Source organism: Serratia sp. GW822-FHT06E05 (assembly GCF_058799445.1).
In genome coordinates this window covers 40,584-53,046 of sequence record NZ_JBXALM010000008.1, presented here as the reverse complement: position 1 = coordinate 53,046, position 12,463 = coordinate 40,584, and the positions used below count along the sequence as shown (strand labels likewise).

Here is a 12,463-nt window from a genome sequence, read left to right as displayed (position 1 = left end):
CGGTTTTTTTACGTCTACGCTACCCGGTCTAGTAGGCAAACAGCGCAGAGAAGTCCTTGTTGCACACCCGCTGTACCGCCGGATGCTGGATCATGCGCTCGGCAAAGATGATGTAGTACTCTTCCTGCACGCTATCAATACGTCCAATCTCCACCACGTCATCGTCGTTATAGGTATCTTGCGCATACAGCGTCGGAGCAACGAAGATCGCGTTGTGGTACATGCCAAAGGTTTTCATCAGGGCCGCATCGTCAAACTCGCCCAGGATTTCCACCTGAATGCCTTGGGTATTAAACCAGTTAAGCAATTTACGCCCCAGCATCGAACGTCGGCCAGGGATCAACAATTTGCGCTGTTCCAGGCAGGCGGGGAACGGCAGGTCCGGCGCCGGCTGACGACAGAAGAAGCTGATGCCGCACTCACCCAGCTTGAGTGAAAACAGCCCTTCCTGCTGGCTGGAATCCACCGGGCAGTCTGACAGGATCATATCGAGCTTATGCTGGCTGAGCTGCTCCAGCAGCATCTCATGCGTCGACTCAAAGCAACGCAGGTGAATTTGCTCATTATCCACCACCACCGCCGTTTCCAGCACCTGGCTCACCAAACGCTTGGACAGCGCATCCGCCACCCCAACGTCGAACAGCAGGTTGGATTCCTTGCGATAGTTGACGATATCCAGCATTTCCTGGCTGAGCATAAACATCTTGTCGGCATAGCGGAACACCAGCTGCCCCAATTCAGAAGGCACCAGCCCACGCCCCTGCCGCTTGAACAGCTTGCCGTCCAAACGCTCTTCCAGCGCTTTGATCTGGCCTGTGATGGTCTGCGGCGTCAGAAACAACGCTTCGGCGGCGCCGACCACAGAACCTTCCTTGCAGACCTGCCAGAAGTAGTAAAGGTGATTAAAGTTGATATGCGACATCCTCACGAGGTGCTCTCCTTAACATTTCATCGCGGCGAACTTTCGACCGTGACGAGCGACTAATGTCCTTTCCCTGTTTCAGACAACCTGTTGCTGCATTCGTCCCAAACAGAACGGCCGAAGCTGCACATATTTTATACTGTGCAGCTCCGACCAGCTATTGTAGTGTGTCCCCGCAAACAGGGGATACCCTAAAGGGGTTATCTGACCCTTGGTAACGACATGCGCAACAGAGCGTACCCGACCACCGCCGCCGTAGTTGACCCAATCAGGATCCCCAGTCGCGAATAGGTGCTTAGTGCAACATCCGCATCACCAAACGCCAGTGACGCGATGAAAATCGACATGGTGAAACCAATACCACAGAGCACAGAAACGGCAAACACCTGTTTGAAACCAATTCCTTCAGGCAACCTGGCAATCCCCAACTTCACTGCCAACAGGCTAAAGGTGAAGATGCCCAACGGCTTACCGATAAACAGACCCGCCGCGATCCCGACCGGCAATAGCGAGGTCAGCCCGCTCAACGACACGCCCTGTAATGAAACGCCGGCGTTAGCGAAAGCAAACAGCGGCAGGATCATAAAGGCCACCCACGGATGCAGTTCATGCTCTAACGTTTCTGAAGGCGACGGGCCTTTCTTCACGTTCAGCGGGATCATAAAACCGACGATCACCCCGGCGAGCGTTGCATGCACCCCGGATTTGAGGATAGCTACCCACAGCACCAGGCCGACAATCATATAGAGTGAAGTTTTCCCCACCCCGCGCCAGTTCATAAACGCCAGTACCGCAACAGCCGCCGCCGCCACGCCCAGCGCCGCCATCGAGACTTCGTGGGTATAGAACAGCGCGATAATTACGATCACGCCCAGGTCATCAATAATCGCCAGCGCCAGCAGGAACACCTTCAGGCTGGTCGGCACGCGGTTACCCAGCAGCGCCATCACCCCGAGGGCAAACGCAATATCGGTCGCCGCCGGGATTGCCCAGCCCTGACGAGTCACCTCGTCCGCGCCGTTGAACATCAGGTAAATCAGCGCCGGTGCCAGCATGCCGCCCAGCGCGGCAATTGCCGGGAAGACCGCCTTGTCGCGCCCGGCCAATGAACCTTGCATCAGCTCACGCTTAACCTCCAGCCCCACCACCAGGAAAAAGATCGCCATCAGGCCATCGTTAATCCACAGCAGCAGCGGCTTGGCAATCTCCAGTGAAGACACCTTAACCATGACCGGTAAATTGAGGAAAGCGTGATAGATCCCCTGAGCCGGGGTATTGGCCATGATCAATGCAATAATCGCGGCGACTATCAGGATGATACCGCCCGCGGCCTCCTGACGTAAAAACTGACGAATAATGTTGGTCACAATACGTCTCTCCAGATCTGTGCGTAGCACATGGGCCCCGCAGACAAAGTAATGGAACGAGTATAGACGGCGATTTAGCTCGATAAAATACGTTTATAAATGCTTTAAACATCGTTAAAAACGAACAATTAACGATATATATCACATTTTTTATAGGGGTATTGGTGAATAAACGTCAATAAAAAACCCCGGTTTTGACACCGGGGTTATGCAGAACGCTAACGGAGACAGAAGCTTAACGCGTCAGGTCATCAAAAAACTTTTTCACGCCGTCGAAGAAACTTTTCGAACGCGGACTGTTTTTATCACCGGAAGGGCCACCCAGGCTCTCCTCCAGTTCCTTCAGCAATTGCTTCTGCTTGTCGTTCAGGTTAACCGGGGTTTCCACCACTACACGGCACAGCAGGTCGCCCTGGCTACCGCCACGTACCGATTTAACACCCTTGCCGCGCATGCGGAACAGTTTGCCGGTCTGGGTTTCTGTCGGCACTTTCAGCTTCACGCGGCCATCCAGCGTCGGCACTTCGATCTCACCGCCCAATGCTGCCATCGCGAAGTTAATCGGTACTTCACAGTACAGGTTGTTGCCTTCACGCTCGAAGATCGGGTGAGCCTTCACCTGAACCTGAACGTACAGATCGCCAGCAGGTGCGCCGTGTTCGCCTGCTTCACCCTCACCCGCCAGGCGGATGCGGTCACCGGTATCCACGCCAGCCGGGATTTTCACCGACAGCGTTTTGGCTTTCTCTACCCGGCCGTGGCCATGGCAGCTGTTGCAAGGGTCTTTGATGATCTGACCGCGGCCATGACAGTGCGGACAGGCCTGCTGCACGGTAAAGAAGCCCTGGCGCATCTGCACCTGGCCCTGACCGTGACAGGTTGGACAGGTCACCGGCGAGCTGCCTGGCTTCGCGCCGCTGCCGTGACAAACACCACACTCTTCCAGCGTCGGAATGCGGATCTCTTTGGTCACGCCACGAACAGCTTCCTCGAGGGACAGCTCCATGTTGTAGCGCAGATCGGAACCGCGGCTGGCGCGTTGACGGCGGCCACCACCGAAGATGTCGCCAAATACGTCGCCAAAGATATCGCTGAAGTCGGCACCGCCGCCGCCAAACCCACCGCCACCGCCCATGCCGCCTTGTTCAAACGCCGCATGGCCGTATTGATCGTAGGCCGCACGCTTTTGATCGTCGGTCAGAACTTCGTACGCTTCCTTGACCTCTTTAAATCTGGCTTCGGCGTCCTGATCCTGGTTGCGGTCAGGATGGTACTTCATCGCCAGGCGTTTATACGCCTTTTTGATCTCACGTTCTTCCGCCGTCTTGGAGACGCCGAGAATCTCGTAATAGTCTTTCTTCGCCATTATTTCTGTAACCCTTAACATGCGTGCACGGGCGTAGAGTTGCCTCGACGCCCGTGCTGGTTTCCGGTAACGGCCTCTCAGCCGTTCCGTGCCCGCTTAAGGGCGATTATTTTTTGTCTTTAACTTCTTCGAACTCAGCGTCAACCACGTCGTCATCTTTCTGCGCCGCGTTGTCAGCACCGGCATCAGCACCTTGCTGAGCCTGCTGCGCCTGAGCCATTTCCAGCAGCTTGCCGGAAACCTGCACCAGAGCCTGGGTCTTAGCTTCGATCTCGGCTTTATCTTCGCCTTTAACCGCAACTTCCAGATCTTTCAGCGCCGCTTCGATAGCCGTTTTGTCTTCCGCCGGCAGTTTGTCGCCCGCTTCTTCCAACTGCTTACGGGTACCGTGGATCAGGTGGTCGGCCTGGTTACGGGTCTGCACCAGCTCTTCGAACTTACGGTCAGCTTCGGCGTTCACTTCAGCATCGCGCACCATTTTCTGGATTTCTTCTTCGTTCAGACCAGAAGAAGCCTTGATGGTGATCTTCTGCTCACGGCCGGTATTCTTGTCTTTGGCAGACACGTGCAGAATACCGTCGGCGTCGATGTCGAAGGTCACTTCGATTTGCGCCATACCGCGTGGAGCCGCCTGGATGCCGTCCAGATTGAACTGGCCCAGTGACTTGTTATCGTTAGCGCGTTTACGCTCACCCTGCAGCACGTGGATGGTTACCGCAGACTGGTTGTCTTCAGCGGTAGAGAACACCTGGCTGTGCTTGGTCGGGATGGTGGTGTTTTTGGTGATCAGCGGAGTCATCACGCTGCCCATGGTTTCGATACCCAGCGACAGCGGGGTAACGTCCAGCAGCAGAACGTCCTTCACATCACCGGCCAACACGCCGCCCTGTACCGCAGCACCCACCGCAACGGCTTCGTCCGGGTTAACGTCTTTACGTGGTTCTTTACCGAAGAAGTCAGCGACTTTCTTCTGAACCATTGGCATACGGGTCTGGCCGCCCACCAGGATCACGTCCTGAATGTCGGAAACCGACAGGCCAGCGTCTTTCAGAGCGACTTTCAGCGGCTCGATAGAACGCGCAACCAGATCTTCTACCAGCGACTCGAGTTTTGCACGGGTCACTTTGATGTTCATGTGTTTTGGACCGCTCGCATCTGCAGTAATGTACGGCAGGTTTACGTCGGTCTGCTGAGCGGAAGACAGTTCAATCTTCGCTTTCTCAGCGGCTTCTTTCAGACGCTGCATCGCCAACGGATCGTTGCGCAGGTCGAAACCTTGTTCTTTCTTGAACTCTTCCACCAGATAGTTGATCAGGCGGCTGTCGAAGTCTTCACCACCCAGGTGGGTATCACCGTTGGTTGCCAGAACTTCGAAGGTTTTTTCGCCGTCAACTTCGTCGATTTCGATAATAGAGATATCGAAAGTACCGCCACCCAGGTCATAAACCGCAATGGTACGGTTGCCGACTTCTTTGTCCAGGCCGTAAGCCAGAGCCGCAGCGGTCGGTTCGTTGATGATACGTTTTACTTCCAGACCTGCGATACGGCCGGCGTCTTTGGTCGCCTGACGCTGTGCGTCGTTGAAGTATGCAGGTACGGTGATAACCGCTTCAGTTACCGGTTCACCCAGGTAATCTTCCGCCGTTTTCTTCATTTTCTTCAGCACTTCTGCAGAGATCTGCGGTGGTGCCACACGCTGGCCTTTCACTTCTACCCATGCGTCGCCGTTATCAGCAGCCACAATTTTGTACGGCATGATGTCTTTATCACGCTGTGCTTCTTCATCCTGGAAGCGACGGCCAATCAGGCGCTTGATCGCAAACAGAGTGTTTTGTGGGTTAGTAACAGCCTGACGCTTAGCAGGCTGGCCAACCAGAATTTCACCATCCTGGGTATATGCGATGATCGAAGGTGTAGTACGATCGCCTTCGCTGTTCTCCAGCACGCGCGCTTTACCACCATCCATAATTGCTACACAAGAGTTGGTAGTACCCAGGTCGATACCAATGATTTTGCCCATCTAAACGTCTCCACTAATAAATTCATATTCGGTCAGGTTGCTAACCTATATGCGGGCGAATTTTTGCTTTTCAACTGCCCGACATTTCAGACTTACCCGCGGTCAGCAACTGCGGTTGCAAATAAGATGGGGCCATACAATCCAGCATCAAGGGGCAGGGCAAAAAAAAAATTCGTTTTTATCGTCACTCAGATCATTGTTTCCTGTTCTGGGGATCATTATGATGCCGCGCGCTCTGATGGAAGTTATAGGTTTTTCGGCCATTCAGACCATTTATGAATTTACCTATCCATTTTCGTTAAAATTCTGTTATCGCAGAGGACATATGCACACCAACAAGTTGGCGAATCCCGGCCCTCTCGGCCTGATGGGCTTCGGGATGACCACCGTCTTGCTGAACCTGCACAACGCGGGCTTTTTCCCATTGAACTCTTCCATCATCAGCATGGGGATTTTCTTCGGTGGACTGGCCCAGATTATGGCTGGCCTGCTGGAATACAAGAAAGGCAATACCTTCGGCATGACGGCCTTTATCTCTTACGGCAGCTTCTGGCTGAGCCTGGTCGGGCTGCTGCTGCTGCCGCGCCTGGGCCTGGCTGAACCAACCGACGCCAGCGTGCTGGGGATCTATCTGGCACTGTGGGGCGTCTTCACCCTGTTCATGTTCTTCGGCACTCTGCGCGCCAACCGCGTGCTGCAGTTCGTGTTCGGCAGCCTGACGCTGCTGTTCGCCCTGCTGGCCGTAGGTAACATCACCGGCAACCCTGCGCTGCTGAAATTTGCCGGCTACGAAGGCATCATCTGCGGTGCCAGCGCCATCTACCTGGCTATGGCGGAAGTGCTCAACGAGCAGTTTGGCCGTACGGTGCTGCCGATTGGCGAACCCAGCGTCAACAATGTAGAACCTATCCGGGCAGTGGCATAAGCGTCATTAACCTGAAATGAAAAGCCCTGCGGTTGATTGCAGGGCTTTTTTTTAGCTGTAAGAACCGGCGCGTTGCGCCTTGGTTTCGCTGTTCAGATCGCGATGGAGGTAAATCCCCAGCAGCAGTCCTATCCCCGACAACGCCAATACGTAGTAAGCGGGTGCTAACGGGGTTAACTTCATGATCAACGTCACAAATATTGGGGTTAAACCCCCAAAAATAGCGTATGCGACATTATATGAGAACGAAATACCGGTAAATCGCACTTCCGCCGGGAAAGCCCGCACCATCACATAGGGTACAGCGCCCACCACGCCCACGCTGAAGCCTACCAGCGCATAGCAGGCGAACAGCATTTCCGGGTGTTCTCCCACCGTCCGATAAAATAGCCAACTGCAGCCGGCCAACAGCAAACTGCCAACGATAAAGGTCTTGCTGGCACCGAAGCGATCCGCCGCCAAACCGGCGGTAATGCAGCCAGCAATCAGCATGATGGTGGCAATGCTGTTCGCCTGCAGCGACAGCGCCGGGGCAATGCCAAATTGCTTTTGCAAGTAAGTCGGGGTCATCAGGATCACCACCACGATACCGGCGGACAGCAGCCAGGTCAGCAGCATCGACACCACCACTTCCTTGCGATGGTTAAGCATCACGGATTTCAGCGGCAGCTCCTCCGCCAGGGCTTTGCGCGCCTGCATCTCGATGAAAATTGGCGTTTCCTGCAACCAACGGCGCAGGTACATCGCCACCAGGCCGAAAATGCCGCCCAGCAGGAAAGGAATGCGCCAGCCCCCCTCGGCGATGGTCTGTTGGCTGAGCGTAGTGTTGATCACCGTCGCCACCAACGAGCCCAGCAAGATACCGACCGTCAGACCGGCGGTCAGGGTACCGCAGGCGAAACCAATGCGGCGGCGCGGCACGTGTTCGGCAACAAACACCCAGGCCCCCGGCACTTCACCACCAATCGCTGCCCCCTGCAGCACGCGCATCAGCAGCAGCAAGAGCGGCGCGGCAATACCGATGCTGGCGTAGGTCGGTAACAGGCCCATGCCCAGCGTCGGTAGCGCCATCAGCAGGATGCTCAGGCTGAACATCTTCTTACGGCCGACCAAATCGCCGAAGTGTGCCATGACGATGCCGCCCAACGGGCGGGCCAGGTAACCGGCGGCAAAGATGCCGAAGGTTTGCACCTGACGCAGCCATTCAGGCATATCCGCCGGGAAGAAAAGTTCGCCCATCACCGCAGCAAAGAAGACGAAAATGATGAAGTCATAGAACTCCAGCGCTCCGCCCAGGGCAGCTAACGTCAGAGTTTTGTAGTCTTGCCGGTTTAACCGGCGATTATTATCGTGAGGCATAGGGTACCGTCAGAGGAGACTGTTAAAATAAAAGCCAGCGGCTTCTGTAAACGAATCCTTACTATAACGGCAAAATATTTTCACACCAGAACGCTTGGGGCTTATCTCACATAACGCTGAAATTTAGAGGTTTATCTCGCGACGCGCATTCTTCGGCCTAAATGCTGCTACCACTTCAGCCTGAGTTTCCACATAAGGCCCCTCGAGCAACTGAATGCAGTACGGCACGCTGGCGAAGATACCATGCACCACCACCTTGCCCTGTTCGTCCTTGACCCCTTCCAGCGTTTCCTTGATTGACTTCGGTTGTCCCGGCAGGTTGATGATCAGCGCCTGCTTGCGGATCGCCCCCACCTGGCGTGAAAGAATTGCCGTTGGCACATAGTGTAGGCTGATTTGACGCATTTGCTCGCCGAAGCCAGGCATCACGCGATCGGCGATCGCCAGCGTGGCGTCTGGGGTCACGTCACGTCGCGCCGGCCCGGTACCGCCGGTCGTCAACACCAGATGGCAGCCCATTTCATCCACCAGCTCACACAGGGTTTGCTCGATTAACGTTTGCTCATCGGGGATCAGGCGGGTTTCCAGTTTGAACGGCGTGCCCAGCGCGTCGGTCAGCCACGCTTCCAAAGCCGGTATGCCTTTGTCCTGGTAAACGCCGCCGGAAGCGCGGTCAGAAACTGAAACCAAACCAATACGTAATATGTCCATGCGTAACCTCTACAGCCTAATGGGGTTCGAGCGGGTTCGCTTCCCGCCCTGTTATTCATCCCGAGAGTATAAGGTGTCTGCCCGCGCCGGGGATCTGCGGGCATAAAAAAAGGCGGCCTAAGCCACCTTTTTCTGCGCTGACTGCCTGAATTACAGCAGATCGGCGATCATTTTTTCCAGCTTGCCCTGGTCTACGGCAAACTTGCGGATACCGTCGGTCAGTTTCTCAACCGCCATTGGATCCTGGTTGTGCTGCCAGTAGAACTCAGGCTCGGTCAGCGCCGCAGGACGCGCTTTCACTTCGCCGGTGTAAGCCAGTTTACGCTCCAGGGAACCTTCGCTCTCTGCCAGCTCTTTCAGCAGTGCAGGGGCGATGGTCAGACGGTCACAGCCAGCCAGTTCGATGATTTCACCGACGTTACGGAAGCTGGCGCCCATCACCACGGTTTTGTAACCGTGCTCTTTGTAATACTGGTAGATCTCGGTAACGGAAACCACACCTGGATCTTCGTTTGGCGCGAACTCTTTCTTGTCGCCGTTGGCTTTGTACCAGTCGAGGATACGACCAACAAACGGAGAGATCAGGTACACGCCAGCTTCGGCACAGGCACGCGCCTGAGCGAAGGAGAACAGCAGCGTCAGGTTACAGTTGATGCCTTCTTTCTCCAACTGCTCTGCCGCGCGGATGCCCTGCCAGGTAGAAGCCAGTTTGATCAGGATGCGGTCGTTACTGATGCCGGCATCGTTGTACAGCTTGATCAGGCGCTTGGCCTTGGCAACGCTGGCCACGGTATCGTAGGACAGACGTGCGTCCACTTCGGTAGAGATACGGCCAGGAACCAGCTTAAGGATTTCCAGACCGATGTTGACGGCCAGCTTGTCGGCGGCGTCGGCGATCTGCTGTTCGCGATCGCTGCTCTGCTCACGCGCCCAGGCAATGGCTTCGTCAATCAGTTTGCGGTATTCAGGAATTTGGGCTGCATTGAGGATCAGCGAAGGGTTGGTTGTAGCATCTTGCGGTTGATACAGCTTCATTGCCGCGATATCGCCCGTATCTGCAACCACGGTAGTGAGTTGGCGCAGGGAAGTTAATTTATCGGTCATGTTGGCATTATCTCATCGTTTGTGCATGAACTTTTGGCATCGTTCAACCATGCCCTGCCCTGATAATAACATGCGCAAGGCCCGGTGCAAGGCTGGAAAATCGCGGCCCGGCGGCGCTGGTTTTATCCTTGAGCGAGCAACCGTTTACGCTCGTATCTTTCGTCATTCCCGAGCTGAAGAAAAGGCAATAACGTGCTATCGATTGAATAAATTATGTTAAATTCGCGAAAATTGATGCAATAGGGCCAGTGATCTGAGAAAAATCTCAATTGCTCGGAACCCGACTGGTTTCAGCTAAGCTCTTGTAAAAATTCAATCAATATATCTTCACCCGCGGTGGATGCGGCGCGGTGCACAAAAAATAACAACAAGGAGGGATCCGTGACGGACCTGATGAATTTTATAAATAATATTTTGTGGGGTTCGGTACTGATTTATTTACTGCTTGGCGCAGGCATTTATTTTACCCTGCGTACCCGCTTTATCCAGGTTCGCCATTTCGGCCACATGTTCTCGGTGCTCAAACACAGCAACAAAAGCGACAGCGCGGGCATCTCCTCTTTTCAAGCTTTATGCACCACCCTCGCCGCACGCGTAGGCACCGGTAATCTGACTGGCGTGGCTATTGCCCTTACCGCTGGCGGCCCCGGGGCCATCTTTTGGATGTGGGTGGTGGCGTTCATCGGCATGGCCACTTCCTTTGTCGAAAGCAGCCTGGCGCAGCTCTACAAAACCAAAGACGATCAGGGCAACTTCCGCGGCGGGCCAGCTTACTATATGGAAAAAGGGCTGGGCATGCGCTGGATGGGCGTGCTGTTCTCCATCTTTCTGATAGTGGCCTTCGGATTAGTGTTCAATGCCGTGCAGGCCAATTCCATTGCCCAGGCCTCCGCCGTTGCCTTCAACGTGAAGCCTCTGTATATCGGTATCGGTCTGGTCGTACTGAGCGGTCTGGTCATCTTCGGCGGTATCCGCTCGGTTGCCCGCGTGGCTGAATGGGTGGTGCCACTGATGGCTGCGGCTTATCTACTGCTGGCATTCTGGGTGATTGGCCAGAATATCGAGCATATGCCGGCAATCTTGTCGCTGGTGTTCAAGAGCGCCTTCGGGCTGCAGGAAGCGGCGGCAGGTGCCGTCGGCTATGGTATTTCGCAGGCAATGACCCAGGGCGTTCAACGTGGCCTGTTCTCCAACGAAGCCGGTATGGGTTCCGCGCCCAACGCGGCGGCTTCCGCCTCCCCTTACCCACCGCACCCTGCATCTCAGGGCTACGTGCAAATGCTCGGTGTCTTTATCGATACCATCGTGATTTGCAGCGCAACCGCCGCGATTATTCTGTCGTCCGGCGTACTGGATCAGCCGGTAGCCAATGTCAGTGGTATCGACATGACTCAGCGAGCCTTGTCCACCGCCGTCGGCAGTTGGGGTGCTCCCTTTGTTGCCATCGCCATTTTCTTTTTCGCCTTTACCTCGATTATCGCTAACTATGCCTATGCCGAAAGTAATCTGGTGTTCCTCGAGCGCAACCACCCGGCCGGCCTGCTGGTTTTCCGCTGTGCCGCACTGGGCATGGTGATGTTTGGTGCGCTGGCTGAATTGCCGGTTGTCTGGAAAATGGCTGACACCTCAATGGCGTTAATGGCCATCACCAACCTGACGGCGATCCTGCTACTGTCAAAAGTGGCGCTGAAACTGGCCAACGATTACCACCGCCAGCGTACGCTGGGCAAATTACCCACTTTCGACGCCAACCGCTTCCCTGAACTGAAATCTCAGTTGGAACCCGGCGTATGGGATAAAAACTGAGTTTTTACGGGCGCGTCTGGCACGCGCCCTGCCTATCAGACCCATTGACCCTTTTTCCCGCGCTTTTTGCTACAGTACCCCTTCTTGGATAAACAGGATCTGGCCATGCTCGTTATTATTTCACCTGCAAAAACCCTTGATTACGAAAGCCCATTGGCGACAGAACGCTTCACTCAGCCGGAACTGCTGGACAAATCTAAGCAGCTGATCAAAATCTGCCGCGAGCTGACGCCGGTACAAATCTCCAAACTGATGGGCATCAGCGACAAACTGGCCGGGTTGAACGCCGCTCGCTTTGGCGACTGGCAGCCAAAGTTCACCCCGGACAATGCTCGCCAGGCCCTGCTGGCTTTCAAAGGCGACGTCTATACCGGTTTGCACGCACAGGACTTCAGCGAGGGCGATTTTGACTTCGCCCAGCAGCACCTGCGCATGCTGTCCGGGCTGTACGGCGTGCTGCGCCCGCTCGATCTGATGATGCCTTACCGTCTGGAGATGGGCATCAAACTGGAGAACGCCAAGGGCAAGGATTTGTACAGCTTCTGGGGCGAGCAGATCACCAAAAAGCTTAACGAAGCGCTGGAGCAACAGGGCGACGACGTGGTGGTCAACCTGGCTTCCGACGAATACTTCAAATCGGTGAAGCCGACCAAACTGCACGGCACGCTGATTAAACCGGTGTTCCTCGACGAAAAGAACGGCAAATACAAAGTGATCAGCTTCTACGCCAAGAAGGCGCGTGGATTGATGAGCCGCTATATCATCAAGAATCGCCTGACGCAGCGCGAACAACTGCTTGGTTTCAACCTGGAAGGTTACGCCTTCGATGAAGCCGACTCCAAAGGCAACGAACTGGTGTTCAAACGCCCCGAGCAGTAATCCG

General features: G+C 55.1%; 10 protein-coding genes. 3 read left to right on the top strand and 7 right to left on the bottom strand.

Features of this window, described 5'->3' with window-relative positions:
- Window positions 1-28: 28 nt before the first annotated feature.
- The 4 genes from nhaR to dnaK all read right to left on the bottom strand — a co-directional run bounded on the left by nhaR (window position 29) and on the right by dnaK (window position 5,675).
- On the bottom strand, window positions 29-928 hold the full coding sequence (gene nhaR / locus AC1RKC_RS17750) for a transcriptional activator NhaR (protein ID WP_004950031.1): 900 nt from the start codon (window positions 926-928) through the stop codon (window positions 29-31).
- Window positions 929-1,122: 194 nt separating this feature from the next.
- Entirely contained in the window at window positions 1,123-2,289 is a 1,167-nt protein-coding gene (gene nhaA, locus AC1RKC_RS17745; protein WP_122077100.1) for a Na+/H+ antiporter NhaA, read from the bottom strand.
- Window positions 2,290-2,524: 235 nt separating this feature from the next.
- Complete coding sequence (dnaJ, locus tag AC1RKC_RS17740) at window positions 2,525-3,655, bottom strand: molecular chaperone DnaJ (RefSeq protein ID WP_020825148.1); 1,131 nt, start codon at window positions 3,653-3,655, stop codon at window positions 2,525-2,527.
- A 106-nt stretch (window positions 3,656-3,761) separates the two neighbouring features.
- Entirely contained in the window at window positions 3,762-5,675 is a 1,914-nt protein-coding gene (gene dnaK, locus AC1RKC_RS17735; protein WP_020825147.1) for a molecular chaperone DnaK, read from the bottom strand.
- A 325-nt stretch (window positions 5,676-6,000) separates the two neighbouring features.
- Here dnaK and satP point away from each other — a divergent pair, with 325 nt between their 5' ends.
- On the top strand, window positions 6,001-6,600 hold the full coding sequence (satP, locus tag AC1RKC_RS17730; RefSeq protein WP_041415204.1) for an acetate uptake transporter: 600 nt from the start codon (window positions 6,001-6,003) through the stop codon (window positions 6,598-6,600).
- Between the two features lie 51 nt (window positions 6,601-6,651).
- Here the strand turns inward: satP and AC1RKC_RS17725 are convergent, their stop codons facing one another.
- The 3 genes from AC1RKC_RS17725 to tal form a co-directional block, all read right to left on the bottom strand.
- The gene (locus AC1RKC_RS17725; RefSeq protein WP_493092651.1) at window positions 6,652-7,959 is read right to left on the bottom strand and encodes an MFS transporter; all 1,308 of its coding nucleotides are present in this window, start codon (window positions 7,957-7,959) and stop codon (window positions 6,652-6,654) included.
- Between the two features lie 123 nt (window positions 7,960-8,082).
- Window positions 8,083-8,670, bottom strand: a complete 588-nt coding sequence (gene mog, locus AC1RKC_RS17720) for a molybdopterin adenylyltransferase (protein WP_493092650.1) — start codon at window positions 8,668-8,670, stop codon at window positions 8,083-8,085.
- A 150-nt stretch (window positions 8,671-8,820) separates the two neighbouring features.
- Window positions 8,821-9,774: a transaldolase gene (gene tal, locus AC1RKC_RS17715; protein ID WP_020825143.1), complete on the bottom strand. Its 954-nt coding sequence runs from the start codon at window positions 9,772-9,774 to the stop codon at window positions 8,821-8,823.
- Between the two features lie 381 nt (window positions 9,775-10,155).
- Here tal and AC1RKC_RS17710 point away from each other — a divergent pair, with 381 nt between their 5' ends.
- Both AC1RKC_RS17710 and yaaA read left to right on the top strand, forming a co-directional pair.
- On the top strand, window positions 10,156-11,580 hold the full coding sequence (locus AC1RKC_RS17710) for an alanine/glycine:cation symporter family protein (protein WP_046374549.1): 1,425 nt from the start codon (window positions 10,156-10,158) through the stop codon (window positions 11,578-11,580).
- 105 nt (window positions 11,581-11,685) lie between these two features.
- Window positions 11,686-12,459 carry a peroxide stress protein YaaA gene (gene yaaA / locus AC1RKC_RS17705; protein WP_046374550.1) on the top strand — a complete coding sequence of 258 codons (774 nt, stop codon included), beginning with the start codon at window positions 11,686-11,688 and terminating at the stop codon, window positions 12,457-12,459.
- The last annotated feature ends 4 nt before the right edge of the window (window positions 12,460-12,463 follow it).